This is a genomic window from Streptomyces sp. NPDC015144, assembly GCF_043079735.1.
In the GTDB taxonomy this organism is placed as follows: domain Bacteria; phylum Actinomycetota; class Actinomycetes; order Streptomycetales; family Streptomycetaceae; genus Streptomyces.
The window spans coordinates 183802-203337 of record NZ_JBIBUU010000009.1; the positions used below are offsets into that span (position 1 = coordinate 183802).

General features: G+C 69.1%; 19 protein-coding genes. 9 read left to right on the forward strand and 10 right to left on the reverse strand.

From position 1 onward, the window contains the following. Nucleotides 1–329: 329 nt before the first annotated feature. From ACF08W_RS17945 to dnaA, 5 genes are all read right to left on the reverse strand, one after another. Complete coding sequence (locus tag ACF08W_RS17945; protein ID WP_352274057.1) at nucleotides 330–881, reverse strand: DciA family protein; 552 nt, start codon at nucleotides 879–881, stop codon at nucleotides 330–332. Next, complete coding sequence (recF, locus tag ACF08W_RS17950) at nucleotides 878–2005, reverse strand: DNA replication/repair protein RecF (RefSeq protein ID WP_385202750.1); 1128 nt, start codon at nucleotides 2003–2005, stop codon at nucleotides 878–880. Before recF ends, ACF08W_RS17945 begins: the two co-directional genes overlap by 4 nt. Nucleotides 2006–2093: 88 nt before the next feature. Beyond that, nucleotides 2094–2972: a phosphogluconate dehydrogenase (NAD(+)-dependent, decarboxylating) gene (gene gnd, locus ACF08W_RS17955; RefSeq protein ID WP_352274055.1), complete on the reverse strand. Its 879-nt coding sequence runs from the start codon at nucleotides 2970–2972 to the stop codon at nucleotides 2094–2096. 182 nt (nucleotides 2973–3154) lie between these two features. Further along, complete coding sequence (gene dnaN, locus ACF08W_RS17960) at nucleotides 3155–4285, reverse strand: DNA polymerase III subunit beta (RefSeq protein WP_072487582.1); 1131 nt, start codon at nucleotides 4283–4285, stop codon at nucleotides 3155–3157. Nucleotides 4286–5425: 1140 nt separating this feature from the next. Beyond that, nucleotides 5426–7312, reverse strand: a complete 1887-nt coding sequence (dnaA, locus tag ACF08W_RS17965) for a chromosomal replication initiator protein DnaA (protein ID WP_392279793.1) — start codon at nucleotides 7310–7312, stop codon at nucleotides 5426–5428. A gap of 369 nt (nucleotides 7313–7681) precedes the next feature. On the opposite strand from dnaA, the gene rpmH reads away from it, so the two are divergent. From rpmH to ACF08W_RS18010, 9 genes are all read left to right on the forward strand, one after another. Continuing rightward, on the forward strand, nucleotides 7682–7819 hold the full coding sequence (gene rpmH, locus ACF08W_RS17970) for a 50S ribosomal protein L34 (RefSeq protein ID WP_030930485.1): 138 nt from the start codon (nucleotides 7682–7684) through the stop codon (nucleotides 7817–7819). A gap of 20 nt (nucleotides 7820–7839) precedes the next feature. Continuing rightward, the gene (rnpA, locus tag ACF08W_RS17975) at nucleotides 7840–8211 is read left to right on the forward strand and encodes a ribonuclease P protein component (protein ID WP_352274053.1); all 372 of its coding nucleotides are present in this window, start codon (nucleotides 7840–7842) and stop codon (nucleotides 8209–8211) included. Next, nucleotides 8208–8567, forward strand: a complete 360-nt coding sequence (gene yidD / locus ACF08W_RS17980) for a membrane protein insertion efficiency factor YidD (protein ID WP_385202740.1) — start codon at nucleotides 8208–8210, stop codon at nucleotides 8565–8567. The genes rnpA and yidD overlap by 4 nt, the downstream gene beginning before the upstream one ends. A gap of 3 nt (nucleotides 8568–8570) precedes the next feature. Then, a complete protein-coding gene (yidC, locus tag ACF08W_RS17985) occupies nucleotides 8571–9830 on the forward strand; it encodes a membrane protein insertase YidC (protein WP_352274051.1) in 1260 nt (419 codons plus the stop codon). Between the two features lie 14 nt (nucleotides 9831–9844). Beyond that, the gene (locus ACF08W_RS17990) at nucleotides 9845–10354 is read left to right on the forward strand and encodes a R3H domain-containing nucleic acid-binding protein (RefSeq protein WP_352274050.1); all 510 of its coding nucleotides are present in this window, start codon (nucleotides 9845–9847) and stop codon (nucleotides 10352–10354) included. A 108-nt stretch (nucleotides 10355–10462) separates the two neighbouring features. Further along, entirely contained in the window at nucleotides 10463–11179 is a 717-nt protein-coding gene (gene rsmG / locus ACF08W_RS17995; protein WP_352274049.1) for a 16S rRNA (guanine(527)-N(7))-methyltransferase RsmG, read from the forward strand. A 209-nt stretch (nucleotides 11180–11388) separates the two neighbouring features. Next, complete coding sequence (locus ACF08W_RS18000) at nucleotides 11389–12465, forward strand: ParA family protein (protein WP_352274227.1); 1077 nt, start codon at nucleotides 11389–11391, stop codon at nucleotides 12463–12465. After that, complete coding sequence (locus ACF08W_RS18005) at nucleotides 12462–13613, forward strand: ParB/RepB/Spo0J family partition protein (RefSeq protein WP_392279794.1); 1152 nt, start codon at nucleotides 12462–12464, stop codon at nucleotides 13611–13613. The genes ACF08W_RS18000 and ACF08W_RS18005 overlap by 4 nt, the downstream gene beginning before the upstream one ends. A 224-nt stretch (nucleotides 13614–13837) precedes the next feature. Further along, on the forward strand, nucleotides 13838–14455 hold the full coding sequence (locus tag ACF08W_RS18010) for a GNAT family N-acetyltransferase (RefSeq protein ID WP_385202732.1): 618 nt from the start codon (nucleotides 13838–13840) through the stop codon (nucleotides 14453–14455). A gap of 75 nt (nucleotides 14456–14530) precedes the next feature. Here the strand turns inward: ACF08W_RS18010 and trxA are convergent, their stop codons facing one another. The 5 genes from trxA to ACF08W_RS18035 form a co-directional block, all read right to left on the reverse strand. Then, complete coding sequence (gene trxA / locus ACF08W_RS18015) at nucleotides 14531–14863, reverse strand: thioredoxin (RefSeq protein WP_352274046.1); 333 nt, start codon at nucleotides 14861–14863, stop codon at nucleotides 14531–14533. Nucleotides 14864–14909: 46 nt separating this feature from the next. Beyond that, complete coding sequence (trxB, locus tag ACF08W_RS18020) at nucleotides 14910–15872, reverse strand: thioredoxin-disulfide reductase (RefSeq protein ID WP_352274045.1); 963 nt, start codon at nucleotides 15870–15872, stop codon at nucleotides 14910–14912. A gap of 132 nt (nucleotides 15873–16004) precedes the next feature. Continuing rightward, nucleotides 16005–16922 (reverse strand): hypothetical protein, encoded by a 918-nt coding sequence (locus tag ACF08W_RS18025; protein ID WP_392279795.1) that lies wholly within the window; start codon nucleotides 16920–16922, stop codon nucleotides 16005–16007. Continuing rightward, entirely contained in the window at nucleotides 16919–17623 is a 705-nt protein-coding gene (gene sigM / locus ACF08W_RS18030) for an RNA polymerase sigma factor SigM (RefSeq protein ID WP_385202725.1), read from the reverse strand. The genes ACF08W_RS18025 and sigM overlap by 4 nt, the downstream gene beginning before the upstream one ends. Before the next feature lie 163 nt (nucleotides 17624–17786). Then, a complete protein-coding gene (locus tag ACF08W_RS18035) occupies nucleotides 17787–19499 on the reverse strand; it encodes a protein kinase family protein (RefSeq protein ID WP_392279796.1) in 1713 nt (570 codons plus the stop codon). Nucleotides 19500–19536: the final 37 nt, after the last annotated feature.

The following is a 19536-nucleotide window of genomic DNA, read 5'->3' on the forward strand; positions in this document are numbered from 1 at the left end:
TTCGGCTTGTATCGACGACTCCCGCAGGACACGGGATTGTGCACCAGTCTACCGGTAGCGCTGACATCAATGGGGGTTTGCCGGTACCTGAGTACGCATGTGCCGCCCTGAATGAGCGGCTGACGACTCCCCATATTCAGGAAGGGCCCCCAGGGGGCTCACACCGGCCTTGAGCGCTTCGGCCTGTCAACCTCCCGCTACCGTGAGGGACGTCCCACTCACCGTGCACGGTTTCGCTCGCTGAACACACGTACGTCACAGCCGTGCGGGCACGCCGGAGGAGCGGCCCATCAGCCGCGAGGAGAGAGTAAAAGGCCAGGTCAGAGGCGTCAGCCGTAGGTGTCGCCCGGGCCGGAGCTCCCCGGCGCCCGCAGCGGACCGAACCTGCGCCGCGGACCGCCGGGCCCCAGCACCTTGATCAGCCGGACCGTGCCGTGCCCCAGGTCCGCGTTGAGCCGGGCCACCAGTTGCGGGGCGAGCAGCCGCAGCTGGGTCGCCCAGGCCGTCGAGTCGCACTGCACCGTCAGCACCCGCTGATCCGGGTCCTCGTCGTACCGCAGCGGCACACAGTGGTTCGCCAGATCCTCGCCGACGATCTGCGGCCAGCGCCCCATCACCCCGCCGACAGCGGCCGGGGTCTCCCAGCCCCGTTCGGTGATCAGCCGGTCGATCGCGGAACCGAGCGGCTGCGGATCGCGCCCGTCTGCCCGCGCGCCCGAGCGCAGCCCGCCGCCCCGCCGGGCCTGCTTCCGCTGCTGTGCGGCGGCGCCCCGCGCCTTCGCCTGCTCCTTGGCCGCGCGCAGGGCCACCCGGGCCAGATCGACGCCCGAGGGCTCCGGGGCCTTGCCCGCACCGGCGCCGTCGCCCTCGCGGCCGGTCACAGCCGCTCCACCGCGCCGGCGGTGACCCCGTACCGCGCCCCGGCGAGCACCCCAGGGACGTCGTCGTCGACCGCGGCCGTCACCAGTACCTGCTCACCCGGGGCGACCAGCTCCGCCAGCCGCTCACGGCGGCGGGCGTCCAGCTCCGCGAAGACGTCGTCGAGCACCAGCACCGGCTCGTTGCCCTCGCCGCGCAGCAGTTCGTACGAGGCCAGCCGCAGCGCCAGCGCGTACGACCAGGACTCGCCATGGCTCGCGTACCCCTTGGCCGGCATCCCGCGCAGCCCCAGCAGCAGCTCGTCACGGTGCGGGCCGACCAGCGTGACGCCCCGCTCGATCTCCTGCTTGCGGACCTCCACCAGGGCCGCGATCAGCAGCTCGTACAGCTCCTCGCGGGTGTGCACGCCCCCCAGGTCCCCGGCCGAACTCCGGTACTCCAGGGAGAGCGGACCGCCTCCCGGCGCGACGTCCGCGTACGCCTTGTCCGCCAGCGGTTGCAGGGTGGCGATCAGATCCAGCCGCTGGGCCAGCAGCTCCGCGCCCGCACGGGCCAGATGCTGGTCCCACACATCGAGGGTCGACAGATCCATCGAGCGGCCGCCGTGCCGCCGCGCCATCGCCGCCGACTTCAGCAGCGTGTTGCGCTGCTTGAGCACCCGCTCGTAGTCCGAGCGCACCCCCGCCATCCGCGGCGCACGCGCCGTGACCAGCTCGTCGAGGAAGCGCCTACGCTCCCCGGGATCGCCCTTGACCAGGGCCAGATCCTCCGGCGCGAACAGCACCGTACGGACGATTCCCAGAACGTCACGCGGTCTGACCTGCGACGACCTGTTGATCCGGGCCCGGTTCGCCCGGCCAGGATTGAGCTCCAGCTCGACCAGCTGCGACCGCTCGCCCTGCGTCACCGCGGCACGGACCACGGCCCGCTCCGCCCCCATCCGCACCAGCGGGGCGTCGGAGGAGACCCGGTGGCTGCCGAGCGTGGCCAGGTAGCCGATCGCCTCCACCAGGTTCGTCTTGCCCTGGCCGTTGGCGCCCACGAAAACGGTGACGCCCGGATCGAGACCCACCTCGACCCGGGCGTACGAGCGGAAGTCGGCCAGCGAGAGATGCGTGACATGCATGGTGACGCCGACCTTCCCGGCTTCCTGCTCCGTGCCTCGTGGAGCGGACCGGCCGGCTGGGCCGACCCGCTTCCTCCTGCTGTTGTCGCTACTTCTTGTTCTCGACCGCGTGGCCGCCGAACTGGTTCCGCAGCGCGGCGATCATCTTCATCTGCGGGGAGTCGTCCTGGCGCGAGGCGAAGCGCGCGAAGAGCGACGCCGTGATCGCGGGCAGCGGCACGGCGTTGTCGATCGCGGCCTCCACCGTCCACCGGCCCTCGCCGGAGTCGGCTGCGTAGCCCCGGAGCTGGTCGAGGTGCTCGTCCTCGTCCAGCGCGTTGACCGCCAGGTCGAGCAGCCAGGAACGGATGACCGTGCCCTCCTGCCAGGAGCGGAAGACCTCGCGCACGTCGGTGACGGAGTCGACCTTCTCCAGCAGCTCCCAGCCCTCGGCGTAGGCCTGCATCATGGCGTACTCGATGCCGTTGTGGACCATCTTCGCGAAGTGGCCCGCGCCGACCTTGCCGGCGTGCACGGAACCGAACTCGCCCTCGGGCTTCAGGGCGTCGAAGATCGGCTGGACCTTCGCCACGTTCTCGGCGTCGCCGCCGTACATCAGGGCGTAGCCGTTCTCCAGGCCCCAGACGCCGCCGGAGACTCCGCAGTCGACGAAGCCGATGCCCTTGATGCCCAGCTCGACGGCGTGCTTCTCGTCGTCGGTCCAGCGGGAGTTCCCGCCGTCCACGACGATGTCGCCGGGCGAGAGCAGACCGGCGAGCTCGTCGATCGTGGCCTGGGTCGGGGCGCCGGCCGGGACCATCACCCAGACGACCCGGGGGCCCTTCAGCTTGCCCACAAGCTCTTCCAGGCTGTGGACATCGGAGACGTCCGGGTTGCGGTCGTAACCGATGACGGTGTGGCCTGCGCGGCGGATGCGCTCGCGCATGTTGCCGCCCATCTTGCCGAGACCGACGAGACCGAGCTCCATCAGAAATTTCCTTAAGCGTTGTGCCGATGCGTACCCACGGACGAGCCTACGCCCGGCGGGGGAGGCCGCGCCGGGCGTGCTCACGGGGCGAGCACGCCGGTACGGACCGTCGCGGCACCGGTTCCCGTCGTCCGCCCCGCCCCGTGGCGCCGCTGGCACCTGGGGCGGGGCGGACGGCCGGGTCAGCCGGAGAGCCGCACCGGCATGATCAGGTACTTGTACGCGTCGTCCGCCTCGGCGTCCACGGCCGGGCGGCCACTGAGCAGCGCGGGCTTGGTGGACGTCGTGAACGAGAGCTGGGCGACCGGGGAGTCGATCGCGCTCAGCCCGTCCAGCAGGAACGTCGGGTTGAAGGCGATCGAGATGTCGTCGCCCTCCAGCACCGCGTCGACCCGCTCCACAGCCTGTGCGTCGTCGCTGGAACCCGCCTCCAGGATCAGCACGCCCTGCTCGAAGCTCAGCCGCACCGGGGTGTTCCGCTCGGCGACCAGGGCCACGCGCTTGACGGCCTCGACGAACGGGGCGGTCTCGATCACCGCGACCGAGTTGAACTCGGTGGGGAAGAGCGTGCGGTACTTCGGCAGGTCGCCTTCGAGCAGCCGGGTCGTCGTACGGCGGCCCGCGCCCTCGAAACCGATCAGGCCCTCGCCCGCACCGGAGCCGGAGAGCGCAAGCGTCACCGTGTCACCGCTGGTCAGGGCCTTGGCCGTGTCCAGGAGCGTCTTGGCGGGGACCAGCGCGACGGCCGAGGCGTCCGGGTTCTCCGGCTTCCAGAGGAACTCGCGGACCGCGAAGCGGTAGCGGTCGGTGGAGGCCAGGGTGACGGTGTCGCCCTCGATCTCGATCCGGACGCCGGTCAGCACCGGGAGCGTGTCGTCGCGGCCCGCGGCGATGGCGACCTGGGCGGCGGCCGAGGCGAAGACCTCACCGGGGACGGTGCCCGTCGCGGTCGGCATCTCGGGAAGCGCCGGGTACTCCTCCACAGGAAGGGTGTGGAGGGTGAACCGGGAGGAGCCGCAGACCACGGTCGCCCGTACACCGTCTGTGGAAATCTCCACCGGGCGGTTGGGCAGGGCGCGGCAGATGTCGGCGAGCAGCCGGCCGGAAACCAGCACCGTGCCGTCCTCCTCGACCTCGGCGTCCACCGAGACCCGGGCCGACACCTCGTAGTCGAAGCTGGAGAAGCTGAGGGCCCCGTCCTCGGCCTTCAGCAGTAGGCCCGCGAGAACGGGCGCCGGCGGACGGGCCGGGAGGCTGCGGGCCACCCAGGCCACCGCCTCCGCGAGTACATCGCGCTCCACCCGGATCTTCACCGGAACCGCCTCCTGCTGTTGCTCGCTCGCCCTGCTGGCCTTCGTCTTCGGATCGGGTCCCCCGCCGTCGGGGCGGTCGGGACGCCGGGACCAGTCTGACGTACGCCACCGACACTCGGTGCTGCTCGGGGTCAAGTCGCGACAAGAGCCGCTGAGCGGTCCGGCGCCGAGTTGTGCACAGGCCCCACTTCGAAGCGGATTCCGGGCTAACTCTATGTGGCAGTAGTAGTAGGGCCTGTGGAAACCGTGGATAACGTCGTTTGCGCAGGTCAATCCCGGTTTTTTGTCCACTGGTCCTGTGGGCGGCACCGGTGGACAACACGGCGCTTCTGTGGACACAGGAAAGTTCTGCACACCCCATGCACAGGGCAGGGTGGTTTCTCCCCAGGGCTGTCCCCAGCTTTACCCCCGTTCCCCACAGCCCAACCCACGCCCCTGGTGTGACGCCTTTCACTCGGCACGGTGAAAGGCGCCCTCGTGTTGCCGAACAGTGGACAGAGATGTGGAGAAGCGGCGCGAAGCTGGGGACAAGGCGGCCGGGACTGTGGGTCGGCGGTGGACAACATCATCCACGCCCTGTGGACGAAGATTTTGTCCACAGCCTGTGGATTGTGGTTGGCCACAAATCCCCAGGTGCTTGACCTGGCCTGATGGAGTATCGGCAGTCGCCCCTGTGGACGCAATATGGACAACTTCCCGATCCCCAGGCTGTGGAAGGGGAAAACTCCCCAGATCTGTGGAGAACCGCTGGTCAGCGGCAGGTATTCGAACAGAGCCGCCGGGTCCGGGCGGTTCACGACGGTCGTCGAACGGCTCCGGACGCCCCGCGAATGCCCTCCGGGACGCCCTGCGAACGTCCTCCGGACGGCCCGCGAGCGCGCTCCGGACGGCTCACGAGCGCACTCCGGGCTCCTTCCGGACTCCCTCCGGACGACGTGTGGTCGGCTCTCGAACGCTCTCCGGGTGGGCTGCGGTCAGCGCTGAACGCTGTGGCGGGCGCCGTCCGAGCGGGGCCGGGCGGCTCGGAACCGCTCGGGGCGGTGGCCTCGGGCCGGGCAACGGAAAGGGCGCCCGAAGAGACCCCTCGCGGGGTTCTCCGGGCGCCCTTCGGCCTTGCGGCCAGGTCGTGGTGGTGGCCCGTCAGCCGTTCTTGATGCGGTTGGTGAGCTCGGTGACCTGGTTGTAGATGGAGCGCCGCTCCGCCATCAGCGCGCGGATCTTCCGGTCCGCGTGCATCACCGTCGTATGGTCCCGGCCGCCGAACTGCGCGCCGATCTTGGGCAGCGAGAGGTCGGTCAGCTCGCGGCAGAGGTACATGGCGATCTGGCGGGCCGTCACCAGCACGCGGCTGCGCGAGGTTCCGCAGAGGTCGTCCACCGTGAGACCGAAGTAGTCGGCGGTGGAGGCCATGATGGCCCCCGCCGTGATCTCCGGAGCCGCGTCCTCACCGCCCGGGATCAGGTCCTTCAGCACATGCTCGGTCAGTCCGAGGTCCACCGGCTGCCGGTTGAGACTGGCGAAGGCCGTGACCCGGATCAGCGCCCCCTCCAGCTCCCTGATGTTCCGGGAGATACGGGAGGCGATGAACTCCAGCACCTCCGGCGGGGCGTTGAGCTGCTCCTGCACCGCCTTCTTACGGAGGATCGCGATGCGCGTCTCCAGCTCGGGCGGCTGCACATCGGTGGTCAGCCCCCACTCGAACCGGTTGCGCAGCCGGTCCTCCAGGGTCACCAGCTGCTTGGGCGGCCGGTCGGAGGAGAGCACGATCTGCTTGTTGGCGTTGTGGAGCGTGTTGAAGGTGTGGAAGAACTCCTCCTGCGTCGACTCCTTGCTCGCCAGGAACTGGATGTCGTCGACGAGCAGGATGTCCACGTCGCGGTAGCGCTTGCGGAAGGTGTCGCCCTTGCCGTCGCGGATCGAGTTGATGAACTCGTTGGTGAACTCCTCGGAGCTCACGTACCGCACCCGGGTCCCCGGGTAGAGGCTGCGGGCGTAGTGACCGATCGCGTGCAGCAGGTGGGTCTTGCCGAGCCCGGACTCCCCGTAGATGAAGAGCGGGTTGTACGCCTTGGCAGGGGCCTCGGCGACCGCGACCGCCGCGGCGTGCGCGAACCGGTTGGACGCGCCGATGACGAAGGTGTCGAAGAGGTACTTCGGGTTCAGCCTGGCCGCCGGCTCTCCCGCACCGGGCGTGGGCGCGGACTGCGATCCCATCGGGCCGGGCATGCCGGCGGGTCGGCCGGTACCGGCGCCCGGGCGGTGCTGCGGCTGGGCGTCCGGCAGGTCATGGGCGTCGGAGCGCTGCGGCTCGTACCCCTGGCGCTCGGGCTGCGGCTCGTAACCGGACCGCTCGGCCGACGGCGGCTCGTAGCTCTGCCGCTCGGGCTGCTGCTGTTCGTACCCCTGGCGCTCGGGCGGCTGCGGGCGGTAGTCGTGCTGGGGCCGCCCGCCGTACGGATCGCGCCACTGCTCCGAGGGGGCCTCGCGGTCCTGGAAACCGCCGAGCCGGGGCTGCTGCCAGGAGAGGTCCTCCCCGGTGCGCGGCCACGCTCCGGGCTCGGGGCGCTGCTGCTGGTACTCCGGGTAGGCGGGGCGGCCGGTCGGCATGCCGTCGTCGGAGGGGCGGTGCCCGTAGCCGTCGTACGCGTCGCCGCGCTGGCGCTCGTCATGCGGGCGCTCATCGTGCTGCGGCCCCTGGTAGCGGTGCTGCTGGGGCTGGTGCATCGGAGGCGCGGGCGGGCTCGGCGGTTCCCCCGCGGAGTCGTCGACGGTGATCGCGATGCGGATCGGGCGACCGCACTCCCGGCTCAGCGTCTCGCTGATGAGCGGGGCGAGCCGGCCCTCCAGGACACGCTTGCCCCACTCGTTCGGGACGGCGAGCAACGCGGTGTCGGCGACCAGCGCGAGCGGCTGGCAGCGCTCGATCCACTGCTTGTCCTTCGGCTCGATCCCCTGTTGGCCTTCCCCGAGAAGATGCTCGAGCACGCGCGGCCACACTGCGGCAAGATCGGCAGGTACGTCAGCCACAGGGCACGCTCTCTCGCTGGTCCCACGAATATGTGGTTCTCGGGACGGGACGGGTGGGGACCGGCAGGCAGGAAGAAAAGACCGGAACTCAGCCACGGTAGTCAGGGCGACCCGCGTCGTTCAAGTTGTTGTCCACAGCCTGTGCACAGCGGGGGGTCCCAGGAGGCCGGTTTGACCGGATGGCGCCGCCGCGCGTACCGTGACCAGGTCGAGTTGTCGATGGCTGCTGCCGCCTGCCTCCGATGGGCAAAGATCACGATCTGTGATTGTGAAGCGGTGCACTAGAGCGTTTACGCGAGTCTCTCGTGGGCGCACGGTGACAGCCAGGCGATGTCCCGCCAACACACGAGTCATTTCTGGAGCCCCCTAGTGAGCAAGCGCACCTTCCAGCCGAACAACCGTCGTCGCGCGAAGACCCACGGCTTCCGGCTGCGCATGCGTACCCGTGCCGGCCGCGCGATCCTCGCGTCCCGCCGTGGCAAGGGTCGCGCCAACCTGTCCGCCTGATCGCTTTAACAGGTCATGACGTGCTGCCTACCGAGAATCGGCTGAGGCGGCGCGAGGACTTCGCGACCGCAGTACGCCGAGGACGCAGGGCCGGCCGCCCGCTTCTCGTCGTCCATCTACGCAGCGGTGCAACGGACCCGCACGCGACTGGGGAGATCGCTCCCCCGCCGCGTGCGGGTTTCGTTGTCAGCAAAGCCGTGGGTGGAGCGGTCGTACGCACAGCGGTCAAGCGGAAGCTTCGCCATCTGGTCCGCGAACGGCTCGCCATGCTGCCCCCCGGTAGCCTGGTTGTCGTACGAGCGCTGCCCGGAGCGGGCGACGCCGACCATGAACAGCTGGCCCGAGACCTGGACGCCGCTCTTCAGCGGCTGCTGGGAGGGGGCGCGCGATGAAGTACCCGTTGCTGGCTCTGATCAAGCTGTACCAGTGGACGATCAGCCCGCTTCTCGGGCCTGTGTGTCGTTACTACCCGTCGTGTTCCCACTATGGATTTACGGCGATCGACCGGCACGGAGCGATCAAGGGAACCGCGCTGACGGCTTGGCGCATCCTGCGGTGCAATCCGTGGTCACCCGGTGGCGTGGACTATGTTCCACCACGCAAACGTCCGCGTTGGCATGAGCTCCTGCGTAATGCCATGCGCGGTGGCAAGGGCGGGGACTCCGCCGCTGATGCGCCTGGCCGGGGACCGGACTCCGAAACCCCGAGCAAGGCCGCAGAGACTTCGCCCAATGCTCAAGGAGCCTGATTAGTGGACACGATTGCCAGTCTGTTCAGCTTTATCACCTGGCCCGTCTCATGGGTCATCGTCCAGTTCCACAAGTTGTACGGGGCGATCTTCGGTCCTGACACCGGGTGGGCCTGGGGCCTGTCCATCGTGTCCCTGGTGGTGCTGATCCGGATCTGCCTGATCCCGCTGTTCGTCAAGCAGATCAAGTCGACCCGCAACATGCAGGTGCTCCAGCCGAAGATGAAGGCGATCCAGGAGCGCTACAAGAGCGACAAGCAGCGTCAGTCCGAAGAGATGATGAAGCTGTACAAGGAGACGGGGACCAACCCGCTCTCCTCGTGCCTTCCCATCCTGGCGCAGTCGCCCTTCTTCTTCGCGCTGTACCACGTGCTGTCGGCCATCGCCTCGAACAAGAAGATCGGTGTCATCGACCAGACGCTGCTCGACAGCGCCCGGCAGGCCCACATCTTCGGTGCACCGCTTGCCGCCAAGTTCATGAACAGCACCGAGGACGTCGCCGCTCTCGGTGCCTCCCTGACCGACGTCCGGGTCGTCACCGCGATCATGATCGTGATGATGTCGGCCTCGCAGTTCTTCACCCAGCGCCAGCTGATGACGAAGAACGTCGACCTGACGGTCAAGACGCCGTACATGAGCCAGCAGAAGATGCTGATGTACATCTTCCCGGTGATCTTCGCCGTCATGGGCATCAACTTCCCCGTCGGCGTCCTCGTCTACTGGCTGACCACCAACGTCTGGACCATGGGTCAGCAGATGTACGTGATCAACCAGAACCCGACCCCGGGAAGCAAGGCGCAGGACCAGTACCTGACCCGTCTGCTGAAGAGCGTCACCGCGCACGGAGAGGTCCGCGGCCGGACCCGGCGCAACACCATCAAGCGGATCGTGGCCAAGGGACCGGACCGCAACGACATCGAGCGGAAGTTCGTCACCGGGCTGGCCAAGCTGGGCCTCGTCGCCCAGGAGGACGGCACGGTGGCCAAGAGCGACACCGCGGCCGCCGAGGCGGAGAGCGGGGCGCAGCGGCGCCAGCAGCCCAAGCGCCAGTCCAAGGCCCAGCGCCAGACCGGTTCCGCACAGCCGGGTGCCAAGGACGCGGGTTCCGCCACGTCCAAGACTTCCCTCCAGAAGCAGGACGAGAAGCCCCAGCAGGACGAGAAGCCCAGGACGCCGAGCAGGGCTTCGTCCGGCTCCTCACGCCAAGCCAAGTCCGGACAGCGCAAGGGCCCGCAGCGGCCCAAGCACCCGTCCAAGAAGTAAGAAGGAGTCCATCCGTGACGGAAGGCACCACCTCCACGGCCGCTGAGGGCAGCGACACCCTGACCCGCCTTGAGCAGGAGGGTGAGATCGCAGCGGACTACCTCGAGGGCCTGCTCGACATCGCCGATCTCGACGGCGACATCGACATGGACGTCGAGGCGGACCGGGCCGCGGTCTCGATCATCAGCGATTCGGCACGTGAACTGCAGAAGCTCGTGGGCCGCGACGGTGAGGTGCTGGAGGCGCTCCAGGAGCTGACGCGGCTGGCCGTCCACCGGGAGACCGGGGACCGCAGCCGACTGATGCTGGACATCGCGGGCTTCCGGGCCAAGAAGCGGGCGGAGCTCGCCGCGCTGGGCGCCAAGGCCGCGGACGAGGTCAAGAGCACCGGTCAGCCGGTGAAGCTGGACCCGATGACGCCGTTCGAGCGCAAGGTCGTCCACGACGCGGTCGCGGCCGCCGGTCTGCGCAGCGAGTCCGAGGGCGAGGAGCCGGAGCGCTTCGTCGTCGTCCTCCCGGCCTGACCGGACCCCGGTTCCGTCGGCCCCGTCTGTTCGCAGGCGGGGCCGATCTTTGTCAGCCTGATAGTCAGCCACCCACAGCGCGGTAGTGCGTATGGAAGGACGGTCCCCGTGACGACGGAAGTAGAGCTTCCCGAGGCACCCCCAGGGGCGCGGGCGGTTTTCGGTGAGTTCTTCCCGGAGGCCGTCCGGTACGCCGAGCTGCTGGCCGATGCCGGAGTGAAGCGAGGGCTGATCGGCCCGCGTGAGGTGCCGAGGTTGTGGGAGCGGCACCTGTTGAACTGCGCGGTGCTCTCCGAGGTCGTGCCCGAAGGGGTCACGGTGTGCGATGTGGGCTCCGGCGCGGGCCTTCCCGGCATCCCGCTCGCGTTGGTGCGCCCGGACCTCAAGATCACTCTGCTGGAGCCCTTGCTCCGGCGCACCAACTTCCTCCAGGAGGTCGTGGAGCTGCTCGGCCTGGACCATGTGACGGTGGTACGTGGTCGGGCCGAAGAGGTTCTGGGCTCGCTCCAGCCAGTACATGTGGTGACGGCCCGTGCCGTTGCCCCGCTCGACCGGCTGGCCGGCTGGGGTGTTCCGCTGCTGCGCCCGTACGGCGAGATGCTGGCGCTCAAGGGGGACACCGCCGAGGAGGAGATCAACGGAGCCCGTGCCGCCCTGAGCAAGCTCGGCGTGGAGGAGACCGAGGTGCTGCACGTCGGAGAGGGCGTCGTCGATCCGATGTCCACGGTGGTGCGGGTGGTCGTCGGCGAGAGCCCCGGCGGTGTGCGGTTCGCGGCGAAGCGGGCCAAGGCGGCGAGGACGAGCCGCGCGAGGCGCCGTCGCTGAACCGGCTGCGGAGTGTCGTGCCCCTGCGGTCTGGCCGCAGGGGCATCGTGTTTCACGTGAAACGTCGCTCTCTGCTGCAAGGGATCATCGGCCGCGGCGGCGAGACCGCCGCGCCTCGGCATCGCAGACCCGTTAGGGCTACGGAGTTGTCCACAGAAGTGGATTCATCCACAGAAGAGCGGGCCTCGCTGGTTCACGACCCCGAAAGCATGGCAGGCTCTCTTCATTGCGAGCCTGAAGTCGAGGAGAGTGAATCCTTGCGGTCCGACGCCAACATCGCGGGACCGATGACCGATCCGGTCCCCGGTCCCCGAACCGAATCGGCGGGGGACGGTGTTTCACGTGAAACACCGCCGCCGATGGACGACACACCCATCGGTCGAGCGGCCCAGCTGGCGGTCGAGGCCCTTGGCCGCGCCGGTGCGGGGTTGCCCCGCCCTGACCGGACGCGCGTCATGGTGGTGGCCAACCAGAAGGGCGGAGTCGGCAAGACGACCACGACGGTCAACCTTGCCGCTTCGCTCGCGCTGCACGGCGCCCGCGTTCTGGTGGTCGACCTCGACCCGCAGGGGAACGCCTCTACGGCGCTGGGGATCGACCACCACGCCGAGGTTCCCTCCATCTATGACGTGCTGGTGGACAGCAGGCCGCTTTCCGAGGTGGTCCAGCCGGTTCCGGACGTCGAGGGACTCTTCTGTGCGCCTGCCACGATCGACCTCGCCGGTGCGGAGATCGAGCTGGTGTCCCTGGTGGCGCGGGAGAGCCGACTCCAGCGGGCGATCCAGGCATACGAGCAGCCGCTGGACTACATCCTCATCGACTGCCCGCCGTCGCTCGGGCTGCTGACCGTCAACGCTCTGGTCGCCGGTGCCGAGGTACTGATCCCCATCCAGTGCGAGTACTACGCGCTGGAAGGGCTCGGGCAGCTGCTGCGCAACGTGGATCTGGTCCGGGGGCACCTCAACCCCGACCTCCATGTATCGACGATCCTGCTCACCATGTACGACGGCCGGACCAGGCTTGCCTCCCAGGTCGCCGAGGAGGTGCGGAGCCACTTCGGCAAGGAGGTGCTCCGCACCAACATTCCGCGGTCGGTGCGGATCTCGGAGGCACCCAGCTACGGGCAGACCGTGCTGACCTACGACCCGGGTTCCAGCGGATCGCTGTCGTACCTCGAAGCGGCACGTGAGATCGCCCTGCGGGGCGTCGGTATCCATTACGAGGCCCAGCATGCCCCGCCGGGCAGCGGAAACAGCCAGCAGAGCATTTCGGAGGGGATTCAGTGAGCGAGCGTCGAAGAGGGCTGGGGCGTGGGCTGGGTGCGCTGATCCCCGCCGCTCCGCAGGGGAACCAGGTGGCGTCCACCGGAGCGGGACAGGCCGCTGCGGGGACGGGGCCCACGATCACGGAGGAACGGGGCGCGGCCGCGGCGAGGCTGGCCGCGTTCGGCACTGTTCCAGTGGTGCCGGAGCCGAGCGCGCCGGTTCTGGATTCCGAAGCGGCCGCTGAAACGGTGGGACCGGCCGGGGCGTACTTCGCCGAGATTCCGGTGGGTGCCATCAGCCCGAATCCCCGGCAGCCCCGCGAGGTGTTCGACGAGGACGCGCTGGCGGAGCTGGTGACCTCCATCAAGGAGGTGGGTCTCCTCCAGCCCGTCGTCGTACGGAAGGTGGGGCCGGAGCGCTACGAGCTCATCATGGGCGAGCGGCGTTGGCGAGCCTGCCAGGCGGCGGAGCTGAAGCGGATTCCGGCGATCGTCCGGGCCACCGACGACGAGAAGCTTCTCCTGGACGCTCTCCTGGAGAACCTGCACCGGGCCCAGCTGAACCCCTTGGAGGAGGCGGCCGCGTACGACCAGCTGCTCAAGGACTTCAAGTGCACCCATGACCAGCTGGCCGACCGGATCGGACGTTCCCGTCCGCAGGTCTCGAACACACTGCGCCTGCTGAAGCTGGCCGCGCCGGTGCAGCGGAGGGTCGCGGCCGGGGTTCTCTCCGCCGGTCATGCGCGGGCCCTGTTGCCCGTTACCGATCTGGAGGAGCAGGATCGGCTGGCCCATCGCATTGTGGCCGAGGGGCTCTCGGTGCGCTCGGTCGAAGAGATCGTGACGCTCATGGGCTCCGGCCCCGACAAGAGTCGGGCGAAGCCGAAGGGGCCGCGGGCCGGCGGCCGGGTTTCGCCCGCGCTCTCCGAGCTGGCTACGCGGCTGTCGGACCGCTTCGAGACGAGGGTGAAGGTCGACCTCGGTCAGAAGAAGGGGAAGATCGTCGTCGAGTTCGCCTCCATGGAGGATCTGGACCGCATCCTCGGCAGCCTTGCACCGGGCGAAGGGCGGGTTCTGGAACGGAGTCTCTCGGAGGAGTCCGTCGAAGAAGCCGCTGTGGAGAAGGTCAAGGAATCCGATGCGGACCTCACTGCGGAGGACGAGGGCTGATCCCGGCGGGTGAGCCAGGGGGCGGGCTGTGTGCCGGTGGTTACCGGACTGCGGCCCGCCCTTTGCTCTGTCTCGGTGTTGACGGCATCCGTGGGTGGATACGATGCGTTCTGGTATGGCCCATCCGAGTTGGTACACCTCGGCAGGGGCTGTGCACGCAGTGAACGGAGTGCACCGATGGTCGCACGCGACGCGGCGGGCGACGGAAGCGAGGAACAGCCTTCATGGGGCGCCGACTCGTACCGCTCACACTGGACAATCTCTCCGACCTTCCCAGACGCTGTCGCTCCTGCGTGTTCTGGGAGCTCGATCCGGTCAGCGGAGAAGCCGCGGTGAAGGCCGGCACTCCCGAACTGGCGAAGGAAGCCTGGATCTCGGCCGTTCTCCTGGAGTGGGGGTCGTGCGGCCGCGTCGTCTACGTCGACGATGTGCCGGTCGGCTTCGTTCTCTACGCGCCACCGGCGTATGTGCCACGGTCGACCGCGTTTCCCACCAGTCCCGTCTCCCCCGATGCGGTCCAGCTGATGACCGCCTGGATCGTCCCGGGCTATCAGGGGCAGGGGCTGGGCCGGGTGGTGGTGCAGTCCGTCGCCAAGGACCTGCTGCGACGGGGGTTCAAAGCGATCGAGGCCTTCGGTGATGCCCGGTGGGAGAGACCGGCCTGCCTGCTTCCTGCGGATCATCTGCTGGCGGTCGGTTTCAAGACCGTGCGGCCGCACCCTGTTCATCCGAGGCTGCGGCTGGAGCTGCGGACCACGTTGTCCTGGAAGGAAGACGTCGAGCTGGCCCTGGACCGGCTCCTGGGCGCGGTACAGAAGGAACCCGTGCTGCGACCGCTGTGACCGGGAAGAACGAGGAAACGTGAAACGGGTCCACCCCCGCGAAGGGGTGGACCCGTTTCACGTGAAACATCGCCCTTACTGGCCGATGAAGCTCTCCAGGTCGCGGAGGATCGCGGCCTTCGGCTTGGCACCCACGATGGTCTTCGCGACCTCGCCACCCTGGTAGACGTTCAGGGTCGGGATGGACATCACGCCGTACTTGGCGGCCGTGGCCGGGTTCTCATCGATGTTGAGCTTGACGATCTCGATCTGGTCGCCGTACTCGGCGGCGATGGCCTCCAGGGACGGCGCGATCTGACGGCACGGTCCGCACCAGGCGGCCCAGAAGTCCACCAGCACGGGCTTCTTGCTGTTGAGGACGTCCTCGTCGAAGGAATCGTCGGTCACGTTCTTCAGGGCGCCGGCCACGGCGTCCTCCTTAACTGCTTGGGGTGTGTGGGGTAAGAGGCGTGGTTCAGGCGGTGGCCGCGGCGGCCTTCTCGTCGTCGGCGAGCGCGGCGAGGAAGCGCTCGGCGTCAAGAGCGGCGGAGCAGCCCGTGCCGGCAGCAGTGATGGCCTGCCGGTAGGTGTGGTCAACGACGTCACCGGCGCCGAAGACACCGGTCAGGTTGGTGCGCGTCGAGGGGGCGTCGACCTTGAGGTAGCCCTCCTCGTCGAGGTCGAGCTGGCCCTTGAAGAGTTCGGTGCGCGGGTCGTGACCCACGGCGATGAACAGTCCGGTCACCGCGAGCTCGGAGGTCTCACCGGTCTTGGTGTTCCGGAGGGTCAGACCGGAGAGCTTCTGGTCGCCGTGCACCTCGGCCACCTCGCTGTCCCAGGCGAACTTGATCTTCGGGTCGGCGAAGGCGCGCTCCTGCATCGCCTTCGAGGCGCGCAGCGTGTCACGACGGTGGACGATCGTGACCGACTTGGCGAAGCGGGAGAGGAAGGTCGCCTCCTCCATCGCCGTGTCCCCGCCACCGACCACGGCGATGTCCTGGTCCTTGAAGAAGAAGCCGTCACAGGTGGCGCACCAGGAGACACCCCGTCCGGAGAGAGCATCCTCGTTGGGCAGGCCGAGCTTGCGGTGCTGGGAACCGGTCGTCACGATGACGGCCTTGGCACGGTGGACCGTACCGGCCGTGTCGGTGACCGTCTTGATGTCGCCCGTGAGGTCCACGGCGACGACATCGTCGGGGACGAGCTCGGCGCCGAAGCGCTCGGCCTGGGCGCGCATGTTGTCCATGAGCTCGGGGCCCATGATCCCGTCCTGGAAGCCCGGGAAGTTCTCCACGTCGGTGGTGTTCATCAGGGCGCCACCGGCGGTGACGGCACCCTCGAAGACCAGCGGCTTCAGCGAGGCGCGGGCGGTGTAAAGGGCGGCCGTGTAGCCCGCGGGGCCGGAGCCGATGATGATCACGTTACGGACGTCGCTCACGGGTTTCTTCCTCGTCTCTGCAGACTGCCTACTGTCCACGCCTACTGGGGCCGGTTCAACGACTCTCACCCCACCCAACGGATCCTACGGGGGATGCATTCCCACCGTGCCGAGGTGGCGTACGTGCGATGTTCAGGGGCGCGCGTATGTATGGGTCAGCAGGAGTGTGCCCCTGCGCGTGGGCGCGTCGTGGACACAGGAGGCGTCGACCACGTACGCCTGCACTTGGCCGGCGTCGGACGGATGAGGCAGGACCACCAGGAAGGCGGCCGTTCCTTCGTAGGTTCCTTCCTCCAGGGCGAGCGCCGGGGTATTGCGCCCGGTGCCCTGCTCCACGCAGGGAGGAACGGGGACGGTAGAGGCGCGCAGCGGCGTCTGGGTCGTTGCCCGGGATTCGCCGGACGGAGCCTTCTTCCCGGAGTCCGAACCCTCTGCCGACTTCGGCTGTTCCGCGGCGGAGCTCCGTAGAAGCGACTGGACCCGGCCTTCGAGCGTGGACTCCGAGAAGTCGCCACTGGCGGCCTTTCCAGGCTCGGTCCGGCGGTCAGCCGCTTTGACCGCCGAGGAGTCAGGGGACGACTGGACGCTCTGCAGCATCAGGACGCTCACACCGACCACGGCTGCCCCGAGCGCAGCACCGAGTACAGCACGGCGACGGCGCCGTACGGGGCGGCGGCCGGGGCCGGTGGTGGCCCGGGGGCGGCCTGCGGGACGGTCCGTGGGAGCTGTCTCCCCCTTCGGCTTCTGGCTCGCCGGTAGCTCTGTTTCACGTGAAACAGAGGGCTTCGTTTCACGTGAAACATGAGTCGCCTCGGCGGCGAGCGCAGCATCGATACGGGCGGCGACATCATTCGGCATGCGCGGCGGTGCCGAGACGGCGCCGAGCAGTTCGCGGATCTCGGTGAGGGAGGAGTGGATCTCGCCGCACAGCTCGCAGCCGTCGACGTGGTCGCGTACCTCCGCCGCGCGTGGCTGAGGGAGCAGGCCCTCGGTCAGATCGGAGATCTCCGTGGCATCCGGATGCTGGGTCGTGCCGGTCGTCGATGTCATGTTCGCCCACCTCCGCCCTTCACTACAGCGGGATCGCTTGTGTCCGCGTCTCTCGGCCCCGATGGCGGTGGGACGGCGGAGCGCGCCGTCCGGTTCCTTCTCGTCGCGGTCCCGTCGCTTCCCGAGACCTCGCTGCGCAGGTGGGACAGGAGCGGAGCCAGCCGGGCCCGACCGCGGGCGCAGCGGCTCTTCACGGTGCCCGTCGGAACGTCGAGGATGCGGGCAGCCTCGGCCACCGGATAGCCCTGCATGTCGACCAGGACGAGCGCGGCCCGCTGATCGGTGGGGAGAGTGGCGAGCGCGGCCAGCAGCTCACGGTGGAGGTCCTGACGTTCCGCCGGTGCCTCTGCGGATTCGTGCGGTTCGAGAAGCTGCTCGAACCGTTGGGCGTCGTCGACCGGGGCGGTCCGGCGGGTGGCCGCCTTACGGGCCCGGTCCAGGCAGGCGTTGACGGTGATGCGGTGCAGCCAGGTGGTGACGGCGGACCGGCCCTGGAAGGTGTGGGCGGACCGGAAGGCGGAGACCAACGCGTCCTGGACGGCGTCCGCGGCCTCCTCCCGGTCGCCCAGGGTCCGTATCGCCACGGCCCACAGCCGATCACGGTGGCGCCGTACGAGCTCGCCGAAAGCGTCCGGTTCTCCGGCCACATGGCGAGCGAGGAGGTCTGAGTCGCTGAGTGGTTCCGACGGCTCGGCGGCCACCTCCCCTCCCTCCCTTTCACTGCGTCACGGTGCGTCTGTCTATCACGATTCGAGAAGGCGGGGCAGGGTGCGGAAGAACACCGACCGGTACGGAGCAAAGCGGGGTTGCCGGAAGCCCGGACACGCGAAAGGCCGGTGAGACATGCGCTCACCGGCCTTCGTGTCACTTGAGTACGGAGATCTCCGAGATCCCGCCGCGGTAACCACCCGTGCCGTCGGGCGGCAGCTCGGTGATGTGGACCAGGACGTAGCGGGTCCGTACCGGCTTGTCCAAGGTCTGCTTCAGCTCGCTCCCCGTGGATCCCAGCGGCGTGAGGTGCTGGGGGAAGTCCGCGAGGCCCGAGGGAGCGGAGGCGTCGGCACCGGCCGCGAGCACCTCCGCCTTCTGCCCGCTGCGGTACATCCGGACCTCGACGGCGGAGACGTCCTGGACGCTGCCGAGGTCGACGACTATGCCGCTTCCGTCCTTGCGGGCCGGCAGGTTCCCGAAGTTCGCGAAGCCTTGGTAGCGATAGGTCACCCACGCGGTGCCGGCGTCGCCGTCGATGGCCTTCGGGGCATCCTCCTGCTTCATCCCCGAGCCGTTGGGCATGAACTCCGTCGCACTCGCGATCCGCAACGGCTTGGGCGGGGCCGGGGCCTTCTCGCCGCCGTCCTTGGGCGGGGTCTGCGTGGTCTCGTCGGCGCCCGAACCCTTGATGCGGCTGATGAGCGTCTCGGCGAGCTGCCAGCTGCCGAGGCCCAGCGCGGCGATGAGCAACGCGGACACGGCCCACTTGAGGACCTTGCCGGTGCGGCTCTGCAGCGGCGGGGGAGGCACGGTGACAGGCGCGGGCGCGGCTGCCGGGCCGGTCTGCGGACGGCCGTAGGTTCCCTGCTGGTAAGCGGTGCGCTGGTACTCCGGGGGCGCGGTGAAGACCGGCTCCGGCGGACGGATGCGGGGCATCGCCGCCACGGCCTTGGCCAGCTCGTCCGGCGTGGTGCAGGGCTGCTCCTGCCGGGAGGCGGTGGCGCCGTCGTTGGCGAGTGCGCGCATCGCCAGCTCGGAGAGGCCGCGGTGAACACCGGCCCGTACCTGGTCGGGAGCGAGCAGACCGACGCCCTTGGGCAGCCCGGCCATGCCGTACGCGTCGTTCTCGTACGGCCAGCGGTGGGTCAGCGCGGCGTAGAGCAGCGCGCCGATCGCCTCGGTGTCGGTCCGCTGGGGGCGCTCGGCGGTGATGCCGCGCAGGGCGGCGTTCACCGCGAGGCCACGGATCCGGTACTGACCGGTCGAGCTCCGCAGTACCGCCCCGGGGGTGAGCCTCAGATGGGAGAGGCCCTCGCGGTGTGCCGCAGCCATGGCCTGGGAGACCTGGCTGACGAGCTGGTAGGCGTCGTGCGCGTCCATCGGGCCCGCGGCCAGCAGCGAGGTGAGCTCGGTGGCGTCGGGCAGCCATTCGTGGACGACGTAGACGAGGTCGTCCTCCTCGACCGCGTCCAGCACCTGCACGAAGCGCGGGTCGCCGAGCAGCGCGGCGGAACGGGCCGCGGCCAGCACGGAGCGGGCGCGGGAGTGATCGGCGGGGAGCAGGTGGACGCCCACCGCACGACGCAGCTTCTCGTCGACGGCACGCCAGCTGCTGAATCCGTCCAGCCGGGTGACGCACTCCTCCAGCCGGTAGCGCTTGGCGAGCTTGTGCCCGCTGTGCAGATCGGGGGCGTCCAGGGAGGTCTCGGAACCGACTCGTTCACCATCCGTGTCCTGCGGCTTCGCGCCTGCGGTGTCCTGGGCTTCCGTCGTCCCGTCGGCCGTGGTTTCGTCCGCCTTGGCGGCCAACGGCTCATCGCCGCTGTTGTCGGCCACGTCGACGGCAGCCGTGCTACGTTCCGCCACCGTCGTTCCTGCCTCCCCATCCGTTGCGCGATGCCAG